This is a genomic window from Clostridium pacaense (assembly GCF_020709765.2).
Classification (GTDB): domain Bacteria; phylum Bacillota; class Clostridia; order Lachnospirales; family Lachnospiraceae; genus Enterocloster; species Enterocloster hominis.
Genome location: NZ_JAJFEB020000007.1, coordinates 51,234 through 75,696, shown reverse-complemented (window position 1 = coordinate 75,696; position 24,463 = coordinate 51,234). Strand labels below are relative to the sequence as shown.

Below are 24,463 nucleotides of genomic sequence, written 5' to 3'. Positions count from 1 at the left end.
TAAGATTATCTGCCTCCCTGCGCGTTGCGTTTGGCCTGCTGAAATGTTATACTGGATTAGTTATGGTATAGATGAGCGGTTCACACGGAAATCAGCCGGGAGGCTTTTATTATGAGGTTTAAAAGAGAGTATGGGTAATAGGTCTAAGGAAGAAATAGAGGGATTTGCCAGGAAGATCCTGACCAGGTATTTCTGCGATTGTGATGTGGAATTCCTTATATCCACATTTACAGATGATATTGTATGGCTTGGGGCCGGGGAGAGGCAGAAGGCAGAGGGGAAGGAAGCTGTGGCTGCCTGCTTTAGGGCTGGAAAGGATGAATTATCGCCATGTGACATGTTTGACGAAGTCTATGAAACCAGGAATCTGGGGGGCGGCAATTACCTGTGCGAGGGGATGAGCATGCTCCGCTCCAAGGCTGGAACCGGGATATTCCTGAATATCCATCAAAGGATTACCTTTATCTTCCAGGAACATGAGGATGGGCTTAAGACAATCCACATACATAATTCAGCGCCTTTTAAGGATATACAGGAGGGGGAGCTGTTCCCCCTGGAGGCCGCCACGCAGGCATATCAGAGACTGGAGTCAGTGCTGGAGAAAAAGGAGCAGGAGTATAAGCAGCAGGCGGATTTCCTGTCGCAGCTGTATAACTCGGTGCCATGCGGGATCCTGCAGTTTTCCACGGACCCGGAACACAGGATCATCAATGTGAACCGGATGGTGTGGGAAGCATACGGGTTCGGATCAGAGGCGGAATACCGTTCCGTCATCAGAAGTCCCTATGACCTGGTATCGGACCAGGACAGGAAATGGATTGAGGACCTGGTGGACGGCCTTGTGCTGGACGGGGACACGGTGGCCTATATACGCCAGGGGGTCCGCAGGGATGGCAGGCAGATATGGATCAGCGTGGTCATGGGAAGGATTGTCAATGCGGACGGTCTGGAAGTGATACAGGCCGTATTTACGGATATCACTGAACTCAGGCGTATGGAACTGGAACAGGAACGCCAGCAGATGATTGAGAACAGGTCCCTGCAGGCAGCCATCTGTACCGCATACCCCCTGATCATGAGCGTGAACCTCACAAGGGATACATTTAACTGCTTCATCGAAGGGCAGGAGCTTTATGCCGGTAAGCGCCAGGGCAGCTACTCCGGGATGCTTGAATATTTCTGTCCCCTTGTATATCCTGCTTATCAGGAAGATTATATCAGCCATTTTAAGCGGGAACATGTGATGGAGCGCTTTGCGGCCGGGGAACGGGAAATCTATATGGAGTTCCGGCAGATTGGGAAGGACGATGAATACCACTGGATTTCCCTGCAGATCATCTATGTGGAGAACCCGTTTAATGGTGACATGCTTGCCATTATCCTGGTCAAGGTCCTGGATGCCCAGAGGGCGGAACAGGCCCGCCAGGAGCAGCTTCTCAGGGACGCCCTTGCATCGGCCAAGGCTGCCAACAGGGCCAAATCCGATTTCCTTTCCAGGATGAGCCATGATATCCGCACGCCCATGAACGCCATCATCGGCATGAGCACCATCGGCCAGCTGAAGCTGGGGGACGATAGGAGCGTGCAGGATTGTTTCCGGAAGATTGACGCTTCCTCCAGGTACCTGCTGTCCCTGATTAACGACATACTGGATATGTCCAAGATAGAGACAGGGAAGATGGAACTGTCCCAGGAATATTTTGATTTTGCCGAACTGATAGGGGAGATTGACCAGATTGTCTACCCGCAGGCGCAGGAAAAGAAAATCCGGTACGAGATTTACCATGAGGAACCCCTGGAACAGTACTATGTGGGTGATTCCCTGAGGGTCAAGCAGATCCTCTTAAACCTCCTGTCCAATGCGCTTAAATTCACTTCGGCCGACGGACTGATACAGATTAATATCCAGGAACAGAAGCGCACCAATGGATTTTCCTATATCCGGTTCTGTGTCAGGGATTCGGGAATCGGTATGTCAAAGGAGTTCCGCAGCCGTATCTTCCAGCCATTTGAGCAGGAGTCCCCGGAGGCTGCCCGCAATAATGTGGGAAGCGGCCTGGGGCTGTCCATTGTCTATAACCTGGTGCAGCTTATGGGCGGGACCATTGAAGTGGAGAGTGAGAAGAACAAGGGGGCTGCATTTACAGTGACCATTCCCCTTAAGTTGGTGGAGGACGATGAGCAGAAGGAGAGGCAGAGGAAGCAGCAGGAACTGTTAAACGGTCTGGCCGTCCTGGTGGCGGATGATGACCCGGTGGTGGGGTGCCAGTGCACCGAAATCCTAAAGGACGCCGGAGCTAATTCTGTCTGGGTGGACTCGGGCTTTAAGGCGGTGGAGGAAGTGGAACGCCAGCTCCGGCATGGCAGGTACTATGATATTGCCCTGATTGACTGGCAGATGCCGGATATGGACGGTGTGGAGACCGCCAGACGCATCCGCAGGCTGGTGGGACCTGATACCACAATCATCATGATATCGGCCTATGACTGGAGCTTCATAGAGGAGGACGCCAGGAAGGCCGGGGTGGATTGTTTCGTACCAAAGCCGCTGTTCAGGAATTCCCTGTTTGATGCATTTGCAGGAGCCGTAAGGCGGAACCATCCTGAGGAGGAACGGGTGGAAAAAACGGATTTCCATCACTGCCGTATCCTGCTGGCGGAGGATAACGAGCTGAACCGGGAGATTGCCAAGACCCTGCTGGAGATGTACGGCATGGAGGTGGAGGCTGCCCGGGACGGCCAGGAGGCAGTTGCCCTGTTTCGGGATAATGCCCCGGATTATTACCAGGCAGTACTTATGGATATCCGGATGCCTGTCATGAACGGCATGGAGGCAACCCGGTCCATCCGCGGACTGGAACGCGGGGATGCAGGGCAGATTCCGATTCTGGCCATGACTGCCAATGCATTTGAGGAAGACAGGATGGCAGCCATGGAGGCGGGGATGACAGGATATCTGGTCAAGCCGTTGGATATAAAGGTGGTTTTGGATGAACTTAAAAAGTATGTATAGATATGGGAACCATGAAGAAAGGGACTTGCTGATGCAGGTCCCTTTCATATTGCGGCAGCATGAAACGGATGTGCACCCGGCATTTCCGGCATTTATAAGAACCATATCAGGATGATCCTGCATGTTTTCCATAAAAAAATGAAAATCCCTCTTGACTATTTGGTGGAATAGCCCTATAATACAAATACATTAACGTTAATGTTATCGTTAATGTGAACGATAATGTTAGAAAAAGGAGGCAATCGTGAGTGAAATAGGGACAATTTTTGATATCAGGCAATTGTCTGTATTCGACGGACCCGGTATACGGACCACCGTATTTTTAAAGGGATGTCCTTTAAGGTGCATGTGGTGCCACAACCCGGAAGGACTGTCGTACAAACCACAGCTCATGCGTTCCGGTAACGGATGCCTTCATTGCGGCAAGTGCAGGGATGCCTGCAGCCATCCGGACGCATGCGTGCTCTGCGGCAGCTGTGTCAGGGCCTGCCCCAAGAACCTGATCCGCATCTGCGGGGAAGAGGTGACGGCAGAATGGCTGGCAGGGCATCTGTTAAAGGATAAGGATTATCTGGAACAGGTGGGGGGAGGGATTACCTTTTCCGGAGGGGAACCTCTGGGCCAGCCGCGGTTTTTGCTGGAATGCCTGGAACGGCTTGGGGATGTACATACATGCATCGAGACAAGCGGCTATGCCCAGCCGGAGCTGTTTGAGAAGGCAGCCGGACTTCTGGATTATGTAATCATGGATTTAAAGCTCATGGACGGGGAAAAACACAGGCATTATACGGGATTTGATAATGAACCTGTTTTAAGGAACCTGGAGTATCTTAAGCAAAGCGGTCAGGCATTCCGGATACGGATCCCGGTCATACCGGGGGTCAATGACGACCGGGAGAATTATGAGAGGACCGCGGCAGCGCTGGCCGGGGCCAGGAACCTGGATGTGGTGGAGCTTCTTCCATACCATGTGACGGCGGGCGCCAAGTACTCCATGGTGGGAATGGAGTACTCCCCGGAATTTGACGAAGGCCAGGAACCGGAGCTTGACATGTCCGTGTTTGAACGGGCAGGGATCCCCTGCCGCAGGATATAGAGGAGGATGACATGAACGCAAGGATAGAGATGTTGCTGGACAGATATGTGGTACAGAAAATCCAGAAGCGGTTCCGCAGGGAAAAGGACAGCCCCTATGCCCTGGCTGAGGATTTCCATGAACAGGGACTGTCCGGCCTGGAACGCAGTGTGAAGAGGCTTACATATATGCTGGAGCAGGAGAGGCCGGTGGTGTTTAAGGATGAGAGGATTGGCCTGATCCGTACGGTTCCTGTGAATTATGAGATATTTACTGAGGATGAATGGAAGGAGATTAAGAAAGACCACTATATCCATGAGCAGGGGAAGGTCTGTAATATCAACCCGCGTTACGGACTGCTGTTAGACCGGGGATTTGACGCGGTGAGGAGGGAGATTGAAAGGCAGAAGGGGATGTATGCCCTGGATGGGCAGGGCGGCCCGTCCGCCCAAGGCACGGGGCACGGATTGGAATCAGAAAGCCTCCGCTATCTCAATGCGCTGACGGAAACGCTGGACGCCATCGAAGCATTTGCCGGACGCTATGGGGAAGAGGCACAGCGGGCCGGCAACCCGGAGATGGCCCGGGTGTTTGGGCACATACCGAAGCAGCGCCCGGGCACCTTCATGGAAGCGCTGCAGTTCCTCCGCCTGCTTCATTACTGCCTGTGGTGCAGCTTTAATTACCACAATACCTTTGGGCGGTTTGACCAGTACATGTATCCATATTACAAAGCAGACATGGAAAGCGGCAGGCTGACCAAAGAGGAGGCCCTGGAACTGCTGGAGGAATTTTTCATTTCCTGTAACAAGGACAGCGACCTGTATCCGGGCATGCAGCAGGGGGATAACGGGCAGAGCATGGTCCTGGGCGGGCTGAACCCGGATGGAAGCGATAGCTTCAATGAACTGTCCGACCTGTGCCTGCAGGCCAGCCTGGAACTTAAGCTCATTGACCCCAAGATCAACCTGCGGGTGAATAAGGACACGCCCCTTGCCAGATATGAGCGGGGAACCCAGCTGACCAGACAGGGCCTGGGATTCCCGCAGTACGCTAATGATGATGTGGTGATACCCTGTCTGAGGCACTGGGGCTATGCAGAAAAGGATGCGTATGATTACGTGGTGGCGGCCTGCTGGGAATTCATCATCCCGGGAACAGGGATGGATATCCCCAATGTCAACGGCCTGTCCTTTGCGGCAGTGGTGCTGGATGTGCTGGACAGCCTTCCCGGATGCGGGACCTTTGAGGCATTCATGGATAAGGTGAAGGGGGAAATATTCAGGATGGCTGGGGAACTGTGCGACAGCGTACATAATGTATATATGGAGCCGGCGCCCCTTATGAGCCTGATGATGGACGGATGCGTGGAGCGGGCCAGGGATATTTCCAAGGGAAATCTGTATAACAACTATGGATTCCACGGCACCGGGCTTTCCACGGCAGTGGACTCCCTTGCGGCCATCCGCAAGTATGTGTATGAGGACAGGATGTTTACGGCAGAGGAACTGCTTAAGATGCTGGACGCGGACTTTAAGGGATATGAGGATATCCAGAACATGCTCCGCTACCAGTCGCCTAAGATGGGCAATGACGATGACAGGGTGGATGAACTGGCAACCAGGCTTTTGGACTGGTTTGCGGATTCCCTGGAAGGCAGGAACAATGATATGGGAGGAATCTTCCGGGCAGGCACCGGGTCTGCCATGTACTATGTTTGGCATTCCCGCAACCAGCATCCCACCCCGGATGGAAGGAATGAGGGGGAAGAACTGGCCTGTAACTATTCGCCCAGCCTGTTTACACGGCTGGAAGGACCTGTTTCCATCATTAAGTCATTTTCCAAACCCCATCTGGAACGGGTGGCCAACGGCGGTCCGCTGACCATTGAACTGCATGACAGCATGTTCCGCAATGAGGACAGCATACGCAAGGTGGCGGTGTTCGTCAAAAGCTTCATGGACATGGGCGGGCACCAGATGCAGATTAATGCAGTGAACCGGGAAACCATGCTGGATGCGAAGGAACACCCGGAGAACCACAAGAACCTGATTGTGCGCGTCTGGGGCTGGAGCGGGTATTTCGTGGAGCTGGATGAGGTGTACCAGAACCAGATCATCAAGAGGATGGAGCTTACTGTTTAGAGGAGGGGTGGTAGTGTCATATCTGCAGATTAAGAATATAAGTAAATCCTTCTATGGCGTCAAGGCCCTTAACAATATAAGCCTTGACCTTGAACTGGGGGAAATCCATGTGGTCATAGGGGAAAACGGAGCAGGGAAATCCACCCTGATGAAGATCATCGCCGGACTGTACCAGGCGGATGAAGGTGAGATCATCCTTAAAGGAAATCCGGTTAAGATAGGAAACCCGGTGGAGGCCATTGCCAACCGTATATCCATGATCCATCAGGAACTGATGCCGGTCCCCTACCTGACCGTGGCGGAAAATGTATTCCTTGGAAGGGAGCCGAAGAACAAAGCAGGGATGCTGGACAAAAAGGCAATCATCCGGGGGACAAGGGAACTTTTTGAGGAGATGAAGATTGAGATTGACCCCAGGGCGCAGATGGGGACCCTGAGCGTGGCCCAGGTCCAGCTGGTGGAAATCGCAAAGGCTGTTTCCTTTAACTCAGAACTTTTAATCATGGATGAACCCACGTCTGCCATCAGTGACAGGGAGATTGAAAACCTATATGACCTGGTATTCCGGCTGAAGGCGCAGAATAAGGCCATTGTGTTCATTTCCCATAAACTGGATGAGATTTTCAAGGTGGCTGACCGGATTACCGTGTTAAGGGACGGGGAGTACATTGGCACAAGGATGAAGACGGAGCTGGATAAGGATACCCTGATTGCCATGATGATCGGTAGGGAACTTAAGGATGTATATGAGCGAAGGGATAAGAACATCGGGGAGACAATCCTGGAGGTCAAAAACCTGGGGCGCAGGGGAAGGTTTGAGGACGTAAGCTTCACCCTCAGAAAGGGTGAAATCCTTGGGATTGCCGGGCTTATGGGCGCGGGAAGGACCGAACTGGCCGAGGCCATCTTCGGGCTGAACCCCAGCGACAGCGGGGAAATATACATCAAAGGAAAGCAGGTGCAGATACGAAGCACCAGCGATGCCATCAAGAACCGGATAGCGCTGGTGCCTGAGGACAGGAAGTTATTGGGCCTTAACCTGAAGGATACCACTGGCTTTAATATAAGCCTCAGCGTGCTGAAGCTGTTTGAGAAGATGGGAATCCTTGATAAAAAGGCGGAGAATGACCAGGTTGACAGGTCCATTGAGCAGTTTGGCATCAAGGTGATGGGGCGGAAGACCCCGGTGGTATCCCTGTCAGGCGGCAACCAGCAGAAGGTGGTCATTGCAAAATGGATGCTTTCAAAGCCTGAGATACTGATCCTGGATGAGCCTACCAGGGGCATTGATATCGGGGCCAAGACAGAGATATACAAGCTGATTAACACATTGGCCAATGAAGGCAAGGCCGTCATCATGATATCCTCGGAACTGCCCGAAATCATAGGCATGAGCGACCGGGTCCTGGTGCTCTCGGAAGGGCGGCTCACAGGCGAGCTTCATGAGGGAGATATCAGCCAGATGGAAATCATGAAACGCGCAACCATACAGAATAAACCGTTGAGTGAGGTGGGGTAAATGGAACAGGCATACAGACGTACAAAGAAGGGCTTTGACATAGGAAAATTCTCCCAGTACGGGATATACTTTGCATTCATCATCATGTGTATCCTGTTTGCTGTATTCAATCCGGTTTTCCTGTCCCTTGGCAATATCATGAACATTGTAAGACAGATTTCCTTCAATGCAATCCTGGCCATGGGCATGACCATGGTCATCATCACAGGAGGGATTGACTTAAGCGTGGGTTCGGTGCTTGCAATCGCAGCAGTGGTGTCGGCCAGCTTCATCAAATCAGCCAGCCCCATCCTTCCCATGCCCGCGGCCCTTCTTATAGGACTTTTAATCGGCGCGGTGTGCGGGCTGTTTAACGGGGTATTTGTTACAAAAGGAAAGCTTCCGCCGTTTATCGTGACCATGGTCATGATGACCATTGCAAGAGGCGCGGCCCAGCTGTTTACAAAGGGGCGTCCTGTTTCAGGGCTGCTTCCTGAGTTTACATATCTGGGAGCCGGATTCTTCCTGGGAATCCCGGTGCCCATCTATATCCTTTTAGTGGTGGTGGCCGTGTCCCACTTCATCCTTAACAATACCAGGCTGGGACGCTATATCTATGCGGTGGGCGGCAATGAGATGGCCGCAGAGGCCTCAGGCATCAAGGTACACAGGATTAAGCTGTTTGCTTACATTTATTCAGGCATCCTGGCAGCCCTGGTGGGCATGATACTGACGGCAAGACTGAACTCCGCGTCCCCGGTGGTGGGAAGCGGGTATGAGCTGGATGCAATCGCGGCCTCTGTCATCGGAGGCACCAGCATGGAAGGAGGACGGGGCAAGGTCATAGGCGTCCTGGTGGGCGCGCTGATCATCGGCACCATCAGCAACGGCCTTGACATACTTAACGTATCATCTTATTGGCAGCAGATTGTAAAAGGGTTAATTATCCTGGTGGCGGTTCTCATCGACAGAAAAGGCGCCAGGTAATAAATAGCAGTAAACATAATAAGGAGGAAGAATATGAAGAAACAGTTATTAGCAGGAGTATTGGGGGCAGCAATGGTGCTTGGGAGCTTGACGGGATGCGGATCCAAGCCCGCAGAGACAACAGCGGCACCCGCGGCAGCGCCGGCAGGGACAGCAGCGCCCGCGGATACAGCGGCGGCGGACACGTCAGCGCCGGCAGACACAGAGGCGGCAGCGGAGGGGGAGGAGCTTGTGATTGGATGTACCCTCCAGAACCTGTCCGAGGAGTTCATGACCATGCTTCAGGGAGCCATGGAACTGCAGCTTAAGAATTATGACAATGTCAAGCTGATCATCAATGATGCGGAGAGCCAGTCTGACAAGCAGGCTTCCCAGTTAGACAGCTTTGTGGCACAGGGCGTGGACGCGGTCATCATTTCACCCGTGGATGCGGACGCACTTGCATCCGCCGTCAAGACGGTTGTGGACGCAGGGATTCCGGTCATCACATGCAGCGCGGATGTCACAGGGGACCAGGGCCAGGTATGGGTTGGTTCTTCCAATGAAAACGGCGGTGAGATTGAGATGAAGTACGTGGCTGAGAAGCTTGGCGGCAAGGGCAAGATTGCTGTCCTGCGCGGGCCTCTTGGGGCATTTGCGGAGCAGGGCAGGTTTGCGGGATATGAGACCGTGTTAAAGGATTACCCTGACATTGAAATCGTTTTTGACCAGACAGGCAACTGGCAGCGTGAAGAGGCCATGGCCCTGATTGAGAACCTTCTGACAGCCGGAACCGAATTGGATGCCATCGTATGCCAGAATGACGGCATGGCCCTGGGCGCGCTGGAAGCTGTTAAGGCAGCCGGAAAGAAAGACCAGATTACAATTACCGGTATTGACGCCATCGTGGACGCCCTGGATTCCATCAAGGCCGGGGAACTGGATGCAACCTGTTTCCAGGATGCCATCGGACAGGGAACCAATGCGCTGGATATGGCGGTCAAGGCAGCCAGAGGCGAGACCGTTGAGAGGATGGATATCCCATTTGAGCTGGTGACAAAAGACAATGTGGACGGCTACTATGACAGGATTAAGCTTCCCGAATAAAGTACAGTACCAGTAATGTTGGCAAGGCGGGCCGGGGCGGGCGGCAGCGTACAGGACGCTGCCCCGCCCCGGCCTGTTTTGCAGACAGGGTTTCCAGACCGCAGCAGATGCAGTGCCCATGCATTTTTCACGCACTTCCAAAAGAACCAGTTGACAAGAGCACAAAATTACATTAACGTTATTACCGGGGTGATGATTAACATTGAAACGAGTAAAACAGACAGTTACACTGAAAGACCTGGCAAAGCGGACCGGGTACAGCGTCAACACGGTATCCAGGGCCCTCAGGGGAAAGGACGACATCTCCGAAGAAACCATTGAGCTGATTAAGAAAGAAGCCAAGGAGATGGGCTACATCAATAATACCATTGCCTCATCCCTGCGTCTTGGTTATACCAATACCATTGCCGTGATACTGGGGGATATTTCCAACCCCCATTTTGCCATTATGACAAAAGAGATTGAGAATCATGCAAGGGGACTGGGGTATTCTTCATTCCTCCTGAATACCAATGAGAATTCGGGGATTGAGCGGGATGCCATCAAGACCGCCATCAATAAGAATGTGGACGGCATCATTATCTGTCCGGCCCAGGAGGATGACAGCAACCTTAAGTTCCTGCTGGATTCCGGGGTCCCGTTCATACAGATTGGACGTTACCATGATACCGTGGATGCCAACTATGTGGTGTGCGACGATGTGCTGGGCGGTTACCAGGCGGTCCATTACCTGATAGAAAACGGTCATAAGAAGATACTCATGCTCAACGGACCCAGCTACATATCCAGTGCCAGGGAGCGCCGGATGGGCTATGGGAAGGCGCTGGCGGAGGCCGGAATTGAGGTGGATGAAAAGCTGGTGCGTGAGATTGATGTATCCAGGTCCAACTGTTCCGGGGTTGTGGAACAGGTGCTGGAGGAAGGGCTGGAATTTACGGCCATCTTTGCATTCAGCGACATCCTTGCATGGGAGGCGTGGACCTGCCTGCACAAGAAGGGAATCCGCATACCCGAAGACATTTCCCTGGTGGGCTTTGACCATATCCAGTCCAGGATGGCCCTGCCCTTTGACCTGACCACCATCAGTTCCTATAAGGCCAAGATGTCAATTACGGCTGTGGAGTGTTTAAGCTGTAAGATTAACCGGGACTATGGCAGGGAAGGGCATTGTGAGGAGATATGCCACCATGTGATTGCCACTAATCTGGTGAAGGGGGAGACTGTGCGGGATATACGGGGGTAGTGGAAGGCGCAGGATGATGGCGCCGGAATGGCCAGTCAGGAGATAGGAACACCAGCGCCGGCATAAATGGAGTGGGTCCTGTTATATGCAATATACTCCTTAAACTGTTCCAGACTGTAATTCACCACCAGGTCCTGCGGGAAATCCGCTTCCTCCAATACGGGGACGGCATGGTCCAGATTGGCGATATCCGCAGTATAATGGGCATCGCTGCTGGCAATGACGGGAACACGGTGCTTTTTGCAGAGGTTTAAAAAAGTGAGTACATTTTCGTGGGCGTTTTTACGTGTGGGTGTGCGCAGGGAATTGTTGTTTACTTCCAGCAGGGTGTGGCAGCGTTTGGCCGCAACGACGATTTCCTCGTATATCAGGGGGCATGTCCCGTCATCCGGATGGCTGATGATATCCACCTCCGGATTGGCAATGGCGCTCAGCACAGCGTCTGTGTTTTGTCTTGGGGTGCCCGGCTTATAGCACATTTTGTGTATGTCGGCTATCCTCAGGTCCAGGTGCTTCATGTACCGTTTACCAAGGCTTAAGGTACCCTGGTAATCCAGGATATTGATTTCAGCGCCAAGCATCAGTTCTATTCCAAACATCTGCCTGGGCACCACCTTCAGGTTGACAAAGTAAATATCCTCGCAGGTTCCGGCTATACCTTTGGTGTGCTCGGTAATGCCTAACAGTTTAAGTCCTTTATCTGAAGCAGCCTTTGCCATCTCGGTCAGTGTTGCGTAGGCGTGTCCGCTGGCAACCGTGTGTGTGTGGACATCAAGTTCAATTGGTCTCATATGGGATTCCTCATTTCCAGTCATTGAATATTTACTGTATAGTCTATCACAAATCCTTGATAAAAACACAGGATCATGATAGACTTTATCAAGATATGAATAAGTAAACACAGCTGCCTGCCACCGGGTATGCAGCGCTTATGTGCCTGAACACATTCCGTTAGGTCAAAGAAGGAATGTGTCCGGGCTTTTTTTCGGGAAAATCCAGCTGGTGGCACTAAATCGTGTTTGAAAATTGCTTTCCGCCGGCTGCATAGGGAGGACAGGGATGGGAAAAAACAGCGGAGCTTATGAATTTTTCAGATATGTGGGACTCAACGTGATGGGGATGATCGGGCTGTCATGTTATATCCTAGCCGATACGTATTTTGTATCCAAGGCCCTGGGAACCAGCGGCCTGGCAGCCCTTAACCTGGCTATTTCCGTGTACAGTGTAATCAATGCCACCGGACTTATGATGGGCGCCGGAGGAGGCACCCGGTTTTCCATCTTCAGGTTCCAGGGGCATGAAAGGGAGGCGGGGCAGGTATTCACAAGGACCGTGGGACTGGCGCTGGCAGCGGGAGGCGTGTTCCTTTTAGCCGGTCTTTTGTGCGCGCCCGTCCTTGCGGCTGTCCTGGGGGCGGACGGGGACACCATGGACAATACGGTGGTCTACCTGAGGGTCATCCTCTGCTTTGCCCCCTGTTTCATCATGAACAATACCCTGCTGGCCTTTGTCCGCAATGACGGGAACCCAAAGCTGTCCATGGCAGCCATGCTGACGGGAAGCCTGGCCAATATTGCCCTGGATTACCTGTTCATGTTTCCCTTTTCCATGGGGATGTCCGGAGCGGCCTTTGCGACCGGGCTTGCTCCTGTCATCAGCATGGGCGTGCTTGCCCTGCATCTGTCCGGGAAAAAAAGCTCCCTGTCCATCATAAGGTGCAGGTGGAGCCTGAGGGAAGCCGTATCCATCCTGTCACCGGGCGTGTCCTCCTTTATAACGGAATTGTCATCCGGCATCGTGCTCATGATGTTTAACCTCATCATCCTGTCCCTGGCAGGCAATACCGGGGTGGCGGCCTACGGCATCGTGGCAAACCTGGCGCTGGTGGTGACCGCTGTATTCACAGGGATTGCCCAGGGGATGCAGCCCCTGGCAAGCCGCAGTTACGGGGCGGGGGATGGAAAGACGTTAAAGCTTGTGTTCCGGTATGGGGCCATCCTTTCCATTGTGCTGGCGGCCGGTATCTATGCCTGCGCCAATTCATGGTGGCAGGGAATCATCGCCATATTCAACAGCGAAGGCAGCCAGGAGCTGGTGCCCATTGCAAGGCGGGGAATCCAGCTGTATTTTGCAGGATTCCTCTTTGCAGGGATTAATATTGTCAGCGCGGCTTTTTTAAGCGCTGTGACCGAAACCGGGAAAGCATTCGCCATATCCATTGTCAGGGGCTGCCTGGCCATCATCCCCCTTGCGTTCCTGCTGCCTGGCATATGGGGGATGGACGGGGTGTGGCTTGCGTTTGTGCTGGCTGAGGCATTGGCCTGCCTGGTGTCCGTGTGGGGAATCAGGAGGGCCGGCGCCGCGCGTTAGGGCGTGTTTGAAAATTGCTTTCCGTCAGATGCACCCATCCCACGCATCAGGTTTGCCATCTCAATGGCTCCCATGGCGCACTCATAGCCCTTGTTGCCGGCCTTGGAGCCTGCGCGTTCAATGGCCTGTTCGATATTTTCCGTGGTCAGCACGCCGAACATGACAGGAATCCCGCTTGTAAGGGATACATGGGCAATTCCCTTGGAAACCTCACTGCACACATGGTCATAGTGGCTTGTGCTGCCGCGGATGACGGCCCCAAGGCAGATGACGGCGTCATATCTGCCGCTGGAAGCCATCCTTAAAGCTGCCAGAGGAATCTCAAAAGCTCCGGGCACCCATGCAACGTCAATATTCCCGTCCTCCACGTCATGGCGCCTTAATCCGTCCAGGGCGCCGCTTAAGAGCCTGGAGGTGATGAATTCGTTGAAACGGGCGGCTACAATGCCCACCTTCATGTTGTCCGGTATCAGTTTTCCTTCATATATATTCATAATGAATCCTCCTTATATTGTATTCCTTTCGTAGTGCAGGATGTGTCCCATCCTCTGCTGTTTTGTTTTCAGGTAAAAAAGGTCATGGCCAGTGGGTTCCATCTGGATGGGGACCCGTTTTATGATTTCCAATCCGAACCCGGAGAGCTGGTACACCTTGTCCGGGTTGTTGGTCAGCAGCCGCAGGGTCCTGGCGCCCAGGTCCTTGAGTATCTGGGCGCCGATATGATACTCCCGCATATCCCCTTTAAATCCCAGGGCCAGGTTGGCTTCCAAGGTATCCATCCCATGGTCCTGAAGCTCATATGCCTTCAGCTTGTTAATCAGGCCAATGCCCCGTCCCTCCTGGCGCATGTAGAGCAGGATGCCGCGCCCTTCCTTTTCAATCTGTCCCATGGCGGCGGCAAACTGCTGCCCGCAGTCACAGCGCAGGGAGCCGAACCCATCGCCTGTCAGGCATTCGGAGTGTACACGGCATAGAAGGTCCCTGCCGTCCCCGATGTCTCCCTTTACCAGGGCAACATGGTGCTCGCCGCTTAGCTTGTCCACGTAGCCGTAAGCGCGGAAGGTCCCGTACCGGGTAGGCATCCTGGTGCAGGCCACGCGTTCCACCAGGCAGTCATGCTGCTTGCGGTAATCCTGGATGGCTTTTATGGTGGTGATGGCAAGCCCCCAGTGTCCGGCCAGTTCCATGAGCTGCGGTGTGCGCATCATGGTACCGTCCTCCTTCATGATTTCACAGCATAGGCCGCATTCCTTCAGTCCGGCCAGGCGCATCAGGTCCACGGTGGCCTCTGTGTGGCCGGGACGCTCCAGGACGCCGTTTTCCTTTGCCATCAAGGGAAACATATGGCCTGGACGGCGGAAATCCCCGGGCTTTGCACCCTCATCCGCGCAGGAACGGGCCGTGGTCCCGCGTTCCTGTGCAGAAATGCCGGTGGCCGTGCTTATATGGTCCACGGATACCGTAAATGCAGTTTCATGGTTATCGCCGTTGTCCGCTACCATCTGCGGGAATTTAAGCTTCTGGCAAAGCTCCCGGCTCATGGGCATGCAGATAAGACCTTTGCCGTGGACTGCCATGAAGTTGACATTCTCCGTGGTGGCATACTGGGCGGCGCAGATAAAATCGCCTTCATTTTCCCGGTCCTCATCATCCGTGACCAGGATGATCCTGCCCTGGCGCAGGCTGTCCAGCGCCTCCTCTACGGTGTTAAAGTGATACATGATGTTAACCTCCTTATAATTGTGGATTCATATGGATGGGTAAGATTAAAAACCGTTCCTTAATAAAAATTCCTCCGTCACGGCGGACCCGGGATGGCGGTCATGGCGCGGGACTGTAAGCAGCTTTGCTAGGTATTTCCCCACATATTTCCCCACACAGTCATTTTCCAGATTCACCGTGCTTCCCACTGTCTTACGGACCAGGTTCGTATGGCCGGCAGTGTGCGGGATGACAGATACGCAAAAATCCCGGTCCGTCACCCTGGCAACGGTGAGGCTGATCCCATCCATGGCAATGGAGCCTTTTTCTATGATGAGGTCCAGGATGGAAGGGCAGGTGCGGACGGTGTACCAGATGGCATTGCCTTCCCGCTTTATCATGGAAATGGTTCCGGTGCCGTCAATGTGGCCGGAGACAATATGTCCGCCGAACCGCCCGTCTGCAGCCATTGCCCGTTCCAGATTCACAAGGGCGCCGGGGTTCATGGATCCAAGACCGGTACGCGCCATGGTTTCCGGCATGACATCAGCCGTGAATCCGGTTGATGAGACAGCGGAGGCAGTGAGGCATACGCCGTTAACCGCAATGCTGTCACCGGGCACGGTGCCGTCTAAGACGGCGCGCGCCCTGATATCCAACACACAGGAGCGGGGGCCGCGGATGGAGGACACCAGGGTCCCTGTTTCCTCTATGATGCCTGTGAACAAGGAACCACCCCGCTTTCTAAAAGGATATCCCTGCCAAGGACCGTGATTTTTGGGGGTTCCAGGGTGAAAGCCATTCCGGGCAGTTCCACCCCTTTCCCTCCTACCGGGCAAAGTCCCTTTTCTCCGCCGAAAATCTTTGGGGCAATGTAGGCCTGAAGCTTATGGACAATGCCCTGGTCCAGCGCGGACCAGTTGAGGGCGCTGCCTCCTTCCAGCAGGACGCTGTCAATATCCATCCCGCCCAGGCGTTCCATCAGGAACCTAAGGTCCGTGTGACCGTCCCTTTCGGGCAGGATCAGGATTTCGCAGCCCGCATCCTTAAAGGGAGCCATGGCGGCAGGGTCCTGGCAGCAGGTTGCCAGGATGGTCCTGACATGGGGAGCGGTCCTGACTACGTTGGATGTAAGCGGTGTCATGAGGCGGGTATCGCAGATGATGCGCACCGGATTCCTTCCGCCCGGGATTCGGCAGGTTAACTGCGGGTCATCTGCAAGGATGGTCCCAAGCCCTGTCATGACGGCGCTTAAACGGTTCCTGGTCTTATGGACGTGCTCCCGGGCCTGTTCCCCGGTAATCCATCTGGACAGGCGGCCGGATGTGGCTGTCCTGCCATCCATGGTCATGGCGTATTTCATGACCACATAGGGCTGCCTGGTGCGGATGAAGTGGAAGAAGACCTCATTCTGGCAGATGCATTCCTCCTCTAAAACGCCCTGGATTACTTCAATCCCGTGACTCTTAAGGGCCGCAATCCCTTTTCCCGCAACCAGCGGGTTAGGGTCCCTGGCGCCGATGACCACCCGGCGGATGCCGCTTTTTATGATGGCATCCGTGCAGGGCGGGGTTTTGCCATAATGGCAGCATGGCTCTAAGGTGACGTAGAGCACGGCCCCTTTGGCTGGCGCGGTCAGGGAGTCAAGGGCGGCCCGTTCAGCGTGGGGACCGCCGTAAAAACCGTGATATCCCTGGCCGATGACGGCGCCGTCCCTGACAATGACAGCGCCCACCAGGGGATTGGGGTTAACGCGGCCTTCCCCTTTTGCAGCAAGGGCAAGGGCGCGGCCCATGTAGATGTTATCGGATATTTCCGACATTTGGACACCTCCTTTTCATGATGGGAAAATGTAAAAGAATGGAATAAAAAACGCCTTGAACATCAGGTCCAGGGCGGGTGGAAGGGGAAGCTTTGAGATATGCCGATATCCGTACATCGATTGGCCTGTATCCACCATCGGATGAATCCGCCATCAGATGCATCCACCATCGGATGAATCCGCCATCAGATGCATCCATCATCAGATGAATCCACTATCAGATGCATCCGCCAATCGGGTGAAATCAACATAATACGGTCTGCTTTACATGTTATGATAAAAAATGCCCCGGTATGTCGTCATACCAGGGCAGCCATTAACATTCTTCATACGGATGGGACCAGTCTTCAAATCCATCCCGGGCATACTGGCCGGGATAAATAATCCATCATAATCCATCCATCATAAAACATCCATGTCCATCTTCTTCCATCCAGACTATACTGTCGGCTTCGGAATCACACCGAATCATGCCTTGCGGCTCGTGGGCTGTACCACCGGTAGGGAATCGCACCCTGCCCTGAAGATATTGATTCAATTGAGTGTTATTATAGACAGGCAGGGCACGGATGTCAAGCATTTCCTGAAAAATGTAAAATACCTTTTTCCAACCGGGACATGCATATAATAAGAAGGCCCTGCTTATATTTAGGTAATGATAAGAGATTATGAGGTATTACATGGCAACCAATCCAGAACGGACATCCAGTGGAATGCTGCAGATTAATGTAATCAACATCCAGAACAATTTCCCCATCCAGAATGCCAGGGTTACAATCAGTTACAAGGGAGAGCCAACAAGCGCCCTGGAACAGCTTCAGACCAACAGTTCAGGCCAGACAGAGACGGTCTCCCTTCCCGCGCCTCCGGTGGAGCTGAGCCTGGAACCAGGCATCATCCAGCCATATTCGGAATACAACCTGACCGTGGAGGCGGAGGGATTTGACCCGGTGGAGGTATCGGGAACCGAGATACTGGCTGAGTCCACTGCCATCCAGCCAGTCAGCATGACGCCGGCAGGGGAGGGGACGCCTCCCGAGGATCCGATTGTGATTCCGGACCACACCCTTTATGGGAATTATCCGCCCAAGATTGCAGAGGCAGAGATAAAGCCTGTGAACGAGAGCGGGGAAATCGTCTTAAGCCGCGTGGTGGTCCCCCAGACCGTGGTGGTCCATGACGGGGCGCCCACGGACCGGACGGCAAAGGATTACTATGTGCCCTACAGGGATTACATTAAAAATGTGGCCTCCAGTGAAATCTACTCCACCTGGCCCAGGGCCACCATCACGGCCAACGTGCTGGCCATCATGTCATTTACCCTGAACCGCGTTTATACGGAGTGGTACAGGAACCAGGGGTATGATTTTACCATCACATCCTCCACTGCCTTTGACCATAAATGGATATACGGCAGGAACATATTTGAGAGCATTTCCCTGATTGTAGATGAGATATTTGACAATTACCTGTCCAGGCCAGGCGTGCGCCAGCCCATCCTGACCCAGTACTGTGACGGGCGCCAGGTACAGTGTCCAAACTGGATGACACAGTGGGGGTCATGCTCCCTGGGGGAGCAGGGTTACAGTCCAATTGAAATCCTGCGGTATTTTTATGGGGACAGCATCTATGTCAACACGGCAGAGCAGATATCCGGTATCCCGGCATCCTGGCCCGGCAATGACCTGACCCTTGGCAGCACAGGCGACAAGGTCCGCCAGATGCAGGAACAGCTGGATATGATTGCAACTGTTTATACTGCCATCCCAAGGGTGACCCCTGACGGGATTTACGGCCCAAGGACAGCGGATGCGGTGCGGGAATTCCAGTCCATTTTCGGGCTTCCCCAGACCGGCGTGGTGGATTTTGCCACATGGTATCGGATATCCCATATCTATGTGGGGATTACCAGGATTGCAGAGCTGGTGTAGCAGGGATAACAGACAGATGGGCATCAGGCCGCTTATGCCGGGCGGTCTGATGCTGTTTTTAGGCCCTGCTTGCGGCCCGGCCTGTTCTAAAAAACTATTAGATTGAAACAAAAAAATTTAGCCCTTAAAGCTATTGAATAATAAATCGAAATACAGTATAATCTTTACAATTTGGGCTGAGATAACGTAGAGCATGTTTGAAAATTCATTCCCGCCATCTGCACGCCCCACATCGCGGCATATTTGGTCCCAATTCGGTCAACGTAGCCCGCTACGCCTCCCTCATCGGGACCAAATCTCCCACGAAGTGGGACGCACAGCTGACGGAAAGCAATTTTCAAACATGCTCCGGCCCATGAGCAAACACATAAGAAAGGACAGGTACCCCCATATGAAAGCATACCTCATACTGGAAGATGGAACTGTATTCACCGGGACAAGTATTGGTTCAGAACGTGAAGTTATCAGTGAAATCGTGTTTAACACATCAATGACCGGTTATCTGGAAGTGCTGACCGATCCGTCTTACGCGGGACAGGCAGTTGTCATGACATATCCCCTTATTGGCAATTACGGAATCTGCCATGAAGACATGGAATCAGCAAAACCCTGGCCGGACGGCTATATTGTTAGAGAATTATCAAGAATCCCCAGCAACTTCCGTAGCGAGGATACCATCCAGAACTTCTTAAAACGCCACGACATTCCCGGCATCTGCGGTATCGATACAAGAGCCCTTACCAAAATCTTAAGAGAAAAAGGCACCATGAACGGTATGATCACCACCAGTGAATATACCGATTTAAGCGGACCCATAAAGCGCATGAAAGAGTACGGCGTCACCGGCGTGGTCATGAAGACCACCACGAAGGAGAAGTATGTGCTTCCTGGAAAAAGCCTTGCTGACAGCGGTCCTTCAGACAACAGCAGGCTTTCCGGCAAAGACGGCCTTCCGGCTGGCAGCTTCCCGGGCGCGGGCAAGAAGGTGGCCCTTATGGATTACGGCGCAAAGAAGAACATTGCGCGTTCCCTGAACAGCCTTGGCTGTGAGGTTACCGTATATCCCGCAGACACCCCGGCAGAGGAAGTGCTGGCAGCCTGCCCTGACGGCATCATGCTCAGCAACGGCCCCGGGGACCCCAAGGAGAATACGGCTGTCATAGAAGAAATAAAGAAACTTTATGCATCGGACGTGCCGATTTTTGCCATCTGCCTGGGACACCAGCTCATGGCCCTGGCCAACGGCATGGATACTTATAAGTTAAAATACGGACACAGGGGAGGCAACCATCCGGTTAAGGATTTAGAAACAGGAAGGGTATATATCTCATCCCAGAACCACGGCTATGTGGTTGATATGGAGACAGTGACCCCGGATATCGCGGTTCCCGCTTTTGTGAATGTAAATGACGGCACCAATGAGGGGCTTAAATATGTGGGCAAGAATATTTTCACGGTGCAGTACCACCCCGAGGCCTGCCCCGGACCACTGGATTCCGGTTACCTGTTTGACCGTTTCCTGAAAATGATGGAGGTGAATGACTGATGCCAAAGAATCCTGATATTAAGAAAGTCCTTGTACTTGGCTCCGGCCCGATCATCATCGGACAGGCCGCTGAATTTGACTATGCGGGCACACAGGCCTGCCGTTCCTTAAAGGAAGAGGGCGTGGAGGTGGTGCTTTTAAACTCCAACCCGGCCACCATCATGACGGATAAGGATATTGCGGACCGGGTTTACATTGAACCCCTGACCGTGGAAGTGGTGGAACAGCTTATATTAAAGGAAAAGCCGGACAGCGTGCTGCCCACCCTGGGCGGACAGGCAGGCCTTAACCTGGCCATGGAGCTGGAGGACGCAGGCTTTTTTAAGGAACACAATGTACGCCTGATCGGCACCACGGCCCTGACCATCAAGAAGGCGGAAGACCGCGAGATGTTCAAGGAGACCATGGAGAAAATCGGCGAGCCTGTGGCTCCTTCCGATATTGTGGAGGATGTGAAGCACGGCCTGGAGATTGCGGCCCAGATCGGCTATCCAGTGGTACTCCGTCCGGCCTATACCCTGGGCGGCTCCGGCGGCGGTATTGCAGCGAACCCGGAACAGTGCGCCGAGATTCTGGAAAACGGACTCAGGCTTTCCCGCGTGGGACAGGTCCTGGTGGAGCGCTGCATCGCGGGCTGGAAGGAAATCGAGTACGAGGTCATGCGTGACGGCGCAGGCAATGTCATCACGGTATGTAATATGGAAAACATCGACCCGGTGGGCGTCCATACAGGCGACAGCATCGTGGTGGCGCCATCCCAGACCCTGGGCGACAAGGAATACCAGATGCTGCGCACCTCAGCCTTAAACATCATAAGCGAGCTGGGCATTACCGGGGGCTGCAACGTGCAGTATGCCCTGAACCCGGACAGCTTTGAATACTGTGTCATCGAGGTAAACCCCCGTGTAAGCCGTTCCTCGGCCCTGGCCAGCAAGGCAACCGGATACCCCATTGCCAAGGTGGCAGCCAAGATTGCCCTGGGTTATACCCTGGATGAGATTAAGAACGCGGTCACAAAGAAGACATACGCAAGCTTTGAGCCAATGCTGGACTACTGCGTGGTCAAGATGCCAAGGCTTCCATTTGATAAATTCATCAGCGCCAAGCGTACCCTGGGAACCCAGATGAAGGCAACGGGCGAGGTCATGAGTATCTGCACCAACTTTGAAGGAGGCCTGATGAAGGCAATCCGCTCCCTGGAGCAGCATGTGGACTGCCTGCTGTCCTATGATTTTACCGGGCTTACGGACAGTGAGCTGAGGGAACAGCTGGAAAAAGTGGACGACATGAGGATCTGGAGGATTGCCGAGGCCCTGCGCAGAGGCATTTCCTATGAAGAAATCCACGAAATCACACGGATTGACCTGTGGTTCATTGACAAGCTTTCCATCCTGGTGGAAATGGAACAGGCCCTTAAGGCGGTTGGGGAAGGCAAGGCCCGTCTGACCACGGAGCTTCTTGCAGAGGCCAAGAGGATTGAATTCCCGGACAACGTGATTGCAAGGCTTACCGGGATTGCCCAGGAAGAAATCAAGAAGCAGCGCTATGACAATGATATCCGGGCGGCATTCAAGATGGTGGACACCTGCGCGGCTGAGTTTGCGGCTGAGACGCCTTATTATTACTCCTGTTTCGGAAGCATGAACGAGGCAGAGAAGACAGAAGGGCGCAAAAAGGTCCTGGTCCTTGGTTCAGGCCCCATCCGTATCGGACAGGGGATTGAATTTGACTTCTGCTCCGTGCACAGCACCTGGGCATTCAGCCGGGAAGGCTATGAGACCATCATCGTAAATAACAATCCGGAGACGGTGAGCACGGATTTTGATATTGCGGACAAGCTGTACTTCGAGCCCCTGACCCCGGAGGATGTGGAGAGCATCGTGGACATCGAGAAGCCGGACGGGGCAGTGGTGCAGTTCGGCGGGCAGACAGCCATCAAGCTGACAGAGGCCCTGATGAAGATGGGGGTTCCCATCCTCGGCACTGCGGCAGAGGATGTGGACGCGGCAGAGGACAGGGAACGTTTTGACGAAATCCTGGAGCAGTGTAACATCCCAAGACCCGCGGGCCACACCGTATTCACGGCAGAAGAGGCCAAAAAGGCTGCCCATGAGCTGGGCTACCCCGTACTGGTAAGGCCCTCCTACGTGCTGGGCGGACAGGGCATGCAGATTGCCATCAGCGACGAGGACATTGACGAGTTCATCGGCATCATCAACATGATTGCCCAGGAACACCCAATCCTTGTGGACAAATATATCATGGGCAAGGAAATCGAGGTGGACGCCATCTGCGACGGCACGGATATCCTGATTCCTGGCATCATGCAGCATATTGAGCGTACCGGAATCCATTCCGGCGACAGTATATCCGTGTATCCGGCCATGGATATCACCCAGCACAACATTGACACCATCGTGGACTACACCGAGAAGCTGGCAAGGGCCCTTCATGTAAAGGGAATGATTAACATCCAGTTCATTGTGGACGGGGACGATGTGTATATCATCGAGGTGAATCCCCGTTCCTCGCGTACCGTGCCCTACATCAGCAAGGTGACAGGCATACCCATCGTGCCGCTGGCAACCCAGATCATCTGCGGACACACCATAAGGGAGCTGGGCTACAGGCCCGGACTGCAGCCGGCAGCGGATTACATTGCCATCAAGATGCCCGTGTTCTCCTTTGAGAAGATCAGGGGCGCGGACATCAGCCTTGGGCCGGAGATGAAGTCCACAGGCGAGTGCCTGGGCATTGCAAAGACCTTCAACGAAGCGCTGTACAAGGCCTTTGAGGGAGCCGGGATCCGTCTGCCAAAGTATAAGAAAATGATCATGAGCGTACGCCACAGCGACCAGGAGGAGGCAGTGGACATTGCCCGCAGGTTCGCGGCAGTGGGCTATCAGATATTTGCCACACGGGGAACCGCAAGGACCCTGAACAAAAACGGCGTAAAGGCATACGAAATCCGCAAGCTGGAGCAGGAATCACCCAATGTCCTGGACCTGGTGCTGGGCCATCAGATTGACCTGATCATCGACATCCCGGCCCAGGGGGCAGAGCGCAGCCGCGACGGCTTCATCATCCGCCGCAATGCAATCGAGACAGGTGTGAACGTGCTGACTTCCCTGGATACGGCGGCAGCCCTTGTGACCAGCCTGGAGAACCGGGCCAAGGAGCTGACGCTGATTGATATCGCCACGGTGAAGAACGCGTAGACAGCAGGGGCCGGAGGGAAAAACAGGGCCGTGTCCGTGAATCTAAGCACAGGAATAACCTGCACTTTTGATTCACGGACACGGCCCTGGCCCGCTTCGTGGACAGTCCGCTCCGCTATAATCCCAGATGCTCCAGCAGTATCTTGATTCCCATGAGGATGAGGATGATGCCTCCGGTCAGTTCCGCTTTTGACTTATACCTGCAGCCGAAGACATTTCCAACCTTTACGCCAACCATGGACAGGGTAAATGTGACCGCGCCGATAAAGGACACGGCGGGGACAATGTCCACGTCCAGGAATGCAAAGGTGACGCCCACGGCCAGGGCGTCGATGCTGGTCGCCACGGAGAGCAGGACCATTTCCCGGACACCCAGGGAGGCGTCGGCACATTCTGCATCTTTTTCAAGGGATTCCTTTATCATGCCGGCACCTATGAGGGCCAGAAGGATAAACGCAATCCAATGGTCATATGCCTTGATGGCCATGCTGAACCTGGATCCAAGGAAGTACCCGAACAATGGCATGGCGGCCTGGAACCCCACGAAATACAGGCCCACGATAAATGCGCCTTTCCAGTTCATCCTCGGCATGGCCAGTCCCTTACAGACAGAGACTGCGAATGCATCCATGGACAGCCCCACGGCAATGATAAACAGCTCAGTTAACGACATAGTGAATCCTCCCGTACTTGTTTAATATATGGAACGGTGTATAAAAAAAGACCCACCTACGGCCATGTACGGTATCCTCCGGGAGCCCTGTCTTCACAGACTGCCGGAATCATGGTTTCCATGCCGTAGATAAGTCTCATTATTTGAAATAAAGCC

General features: G+C 53.7%; 18 protein-coding genes, 1 pseudogene and 1 riboswitch. Of the genes and pseudogenes, 12 read left to right on the top strand and 7 right to left on the bottom strand.

Annotated features, from left to right (window positions below; translation table 11 throughout):
- Positions 1–130 precede the first annotated feature (130 nt).
- From LK536_RS43205 to LK536_RS43175, 7 genes are all read left to right on the top strand, one after another.
- Positions 131–3,013, top strand: a complete 2,883-nt coding sequence (locus LK536_RS43205; protein WP_227796137.1) for a hybrid sensor histidine kinase/response regulator — start codon at positions 131–133, stop codon at positions 3,011–3,013.
- Positions 3,014–3,257: 244 nt separating this feature from the next.
- Positions 3,258–4,109: a glycyl-radical enzyme activating protein gene (locus LK536_RS43200; protein ID WP_227796138.1), complete on the top strand. Its 852-nt coding sequence runs from the start codon at positions 3,258–3,260 to the stop codon at positions 4,107–4,109.
- A gap of 11 nt (positions 4,110–4,120) precedes the next feature.
- Positions 4,121–6,232 carry a pyruvate formate lyase family protein gene (locus LK536_RS43195; protein ID WP_120056925.1) on the top strand — a complete coding sequence of 704 codons (2,112 nt, stop codon included), beginning with the start codon at positions 4,121–4,123 and terminating at the stop codon, positions 6,230–6,232.
- A gap of 13 nt (positions 6,233–6,245) precedes the next feature.
- A complete protein-coding gene (locus LK536_RS43190; protein WP_331472184.1) occupies positions 6,246–7,751 on the top strand; it encodes a sugar ABC transporter ATP-binding protein in 1,506 nt (501 codons plus the stop codon).
- Positions 7,752–8,717, top strand: a complete 966-nt coding sequence (locus tag LK536_RS43185) for an ABC transporter permease (protein ID WP_120056923.1) — start codon at positions 7,752–7,754, stop codon at positions 8,715–8,717.
- A 33-nt stretch (positions 8,718–8,750) separates the two neighbouring features.
- On the top strand, positions 8,751–9,803 hold the full coding sequence (locus tag LK536_RS43180; protein WP_227796139.1) for a sugar ABC transporter substrate-binding protein: 1,053 nt from the start codon (positions 8,751–8,753) through the stop codon (positions 9,801–9,803).
- Positions 9,804–10,005: 202 nt separating this feature from the next.
- Positions 10,006–11,046 carry a LacI family DNA-binding transcriptional regulator gene (locus LK536_RS43175; RefSeq protein WP_008718307.1) on the top strand — a complete coding sequence of 347 codons (1,041 nt, stop codon included), beginning with the start codon at positions 10,006–10,008 and terminating at the stop codon, positions 11,044–11,046.
- Positions 11,047–11,081: 35 nt separating this feature from the next.
- Here LK536_RS43175 and LK536_RS43170 read toward each other — a convergent pair whose 3' ends face one another.
- Positions 11,082–11,837 carry a phosphatase gene (locus tag LK536_RS43170; RefSeq protein WP_227796140.1) on the bottom strand — a complete coding sequence of 252 codons (756 nt, stop codon included), beginning with the start codon at positions 11,835–11,837 and terminating at the stop codon, positions 11,082–11,084.
- Between the two features lie 268 nt (positions 11,838–12,105).
- On the opposite strand from LK536_RS43170, the gene LK536_RS43165 reads away from it, so the two are divergent.
- Positions 12,106–13,416 carry an MATE family efflux transporter gene (locus tag LK536_RS43165; protein WP_227796141.1) on the top strand — a complete coding sequence of 437 codons (1,311 nt, stop codon included), beginning with the start codon at positions 12,106–12,108 and terminating at the stop codon, positions 13,414–13,416.
- Here the strand turns inward: LK536_RS43165 and ribH are convergent.
- Genes ribH through ribD form a run of 4 tightly spaced genes read right to left on the bottom strand, consistent with a single transcriptional unit; the run spans position 13,413 to position 16,939 of the window.
- Positions 13,413–13,910, bottom strand: coding sequence for a 6,7-dimethyl-8-ribityllumazine synthase (gene ribH / locus LK536_RS43160; protein ID WP_227796142.1), 498 nt, complete (start codon positions 13,908–13,910; stop codon positions 13,413–13,415). The two genes, LK536_RS43165 and ribH, sit on opposite strands and share 4 nt — an antisense overlap.
- A 12-nt stretch (positions 13,911–13,922) precedes the next feature.
- Positions 13,923–15,137, bottom strand: a complete 1,215-nt coding sequence (locus LK536_RS43155) for a bifunctional 3,4-dihydroxy-2-butanone-4-phosphate synthase/GTP cyclohydrolase II (RefSeq protein ID WP_227796143.1) — start codon at positions 15,135–15,137, stop codon at positions 13,923–13,925.
- A gap of 45 nt (positions 15,138–15,182) precedes the next feature.
- The gene (gene ribE / locus LK536_RS43150) at positions 15,183–15,845 is read right to left on the bottom strand and encodes a riboflavin synthase (RefSeq protein ID WP_227796144.1); all 663 of its coding nucleotides are present in this window, start codon (positions 15,843–15,845) and stop codon (positions 15,183–15,185) included.
- A complete protein-coding gene (ribD, locus tag LK536_RS43145) occupies positions 15,827–16,939 on the bottom strand; it encodes a bifunctional diaminohydroxyphosphoribosylaminopyrimidine deaminase/5-amino-6-(5-phosphoribosylamino)uracil reductase RibD (RefSeq protein WP_235712159.1) in 1,113 nt (370 codons plus the stop codon). Before ribD ends, ribE begins: the two co-directional genes overlap by 19 nt.
- A gap of 417 nt (positions 16,940–17,356) precedes the next feature.
- Positions 17,357–17,471: riboswitch (FMN riboswitch) on the bottom strand.
- A gap of 136 nt (positions 17,472–17,607) precedes the next feature.
- On the opposite strand from ribD, the gene LK536_RS43140 reads away from it, so the two are divergent.
- A complete protein-coding gene (locus LK536_RS43140) occupies positions 17,608–18,870 on the top strand; it encodes a peptidoglycan-binding protein (protein WP_008718279.1) in 1,263 nt (420 codons plus the stop codon).
- 164 nt (positions 18,871–19,034) lie between these two features.
- Here LK536_RS43140 and LK536_RS43135 read toward each other — a convergent pair.
- Positions 19,035–19,151 (bottom strand): annotated as a pseudogene (locus LK536_RS43135) (DUF6783 domain-containing protein); the annotation flags it as partial.
- On the opposite strand from LK536_RS43135, the gene LK536_RS43130 reads away from it, so the two are divergent.
- The 3 genes from LK536_RS43130 to carB are packed head-to-tail and all read left to right on the top strand — an operon-like array spanning position 19,110 to position 23,634.
- Positions 19,110–19,229, top strand: coding sequence for a DUF6783 domain-containing protein (locus tag LK536_RS43130; protein ID WP_329602241.1), 120 nt, complete (start codon positions 19,110–19,112; stop codon positions 19,227–19,229). The pseudogene LK536_RS43135 and the gene LK536_RS43130 overlap by 42 nt on opposite strands.
- A gap of 32 nt (positions 19,230–19,261) precedes the next feature.
- Positions 19,262–20,416 (top strand): carbamoyl phosphate synthase small subunit, encoded by a 1,155-nt coding sequence (locus LK536_RS43125; protein WP_008718277.1) that lies wholly within the window; start codon positions 19,262–19,264, stop codon positions 20,414–20,416.
- Entirely contained in the window at positions 20,416–23,634 is a 3,219-nt protein-coding gene (gene carB / locus LK536_RS43120) for a carbamoyl-phosphate synthase large subunit (RefSeq protein WP_120056915.1), read from the top strand. Before LK536_RS43125 ends, carB begins: the two co-directional genes overlap by 1 nt.
- A 115-nt stretch (positions 23,635–23,749) precedes the next feature.
- Here carB and LK536_RS43115 read toward each other — a convergent pair whose 3' ends face one another.
- Positions 23,750–24,307 (bottom strand): manganese efflux pump MntP, encoded by a 558-nt coding sequence (locus tag LK536_RS43115; RefSeq protein ID WP_227796145.1) that lies wholly within the window; start codon positions 24,305–24,307, stop codon positions 23,750–23,752.
- Positions 24,308–24,463: the final 156 nt, after the last annotated feature.

Excerpts from the sequence above, each read along its gene's own strand:
- LK536_RS43205 (WP_227796137.1), top strand. The coding sequence starts at position 131 with ATGGGTAATAGGTCTAAGGAAGAAATAGAGGGATTTGCCAGGAAGATC.
- LK536_RS43195 (WP_120056925.1), top strand. The coding sequence starts at position 4,121 with ATGAACGCAAGGATAGAGATGTTGCTGGACAGATATGTGGTACAGAAA.
- LK536_RS43185 (WP_120056923.1), top strand. The coding sequence starts at position 7,752 with ATGGAACAGGCATACAGACGTACAAAGAAGGGCTTTGACATAGGAAAA.
- LK536_RS43180 (WP_227796139.1), top strand. The coding sequence starts at position 8,751 with ATGAAGAAACAGTTATTAGCAGGAGTATTGGGGGCAGCAATGGTGCTT.
- LK536_RS43170 (WP_227796140.1), bottom strand. The coding sequence starts at position 11,837 with ATGAGACCAATTGAACTTGATGTCCACACACACACGGTTGCCAGCGGA.
- LK536_RS43165 (WP_227796141.1), top strand. The coding sequence starts at position 12,106 with ATGGGAAAAAACAGCGGAGCTTATGAATTTTTCAGATATGTGGGACTC.
- ribH (WP_227796142.1), bottom strand. The coding sequence starts at position 13,910 with ATGAATATATATGAAGGAAAACTGATACCGGACAACATGAAGGTGGGC.
- LK536_RS43155 (WP_227796143.1), bottom strand. The coding sequence starts at position 15,137 with ATGTATCACTTTAACACCGTAGAGGAGGCGCTGGACAGCCTGCGCCAG.
- ribD (WP_235712159.1), bottom strand. The coding sequence starts at position 16,939 with ATGTCGGAAATATCCGATAACATCTACATGGGCCGCGCCCTTGCCCTT.
- LK536_RS43140 (WP_008718279.1), top strand. The coding sequence starts at position 17,608 with ATGAGGTATTACATGGCAACCAATCCAGAACGGACATCCAGTGGAATG.
- LK536_RS43125 (WP_008718277.1), top strand. The coding sequence starts at position 19,262 with ATGAAAGCATACCTCATACTGGAAGATGGAACTGTATTCACCGGGACA.
- carB (WP_120056915.1), top strand. The coding sequence starts at position 20,416 with ATGCCAAAGAATCCTGATATTAAGAAAGTCCTTGTACTTGGCTCCGGC.
- LK536_RS43115 (WP_227796145.1), bottom strand. The coding sequence starts at position 24,307 with ATGTCGTTAACTGAGCTGTTTATCATTGCCGTGGGGCTGTCCATGGAT.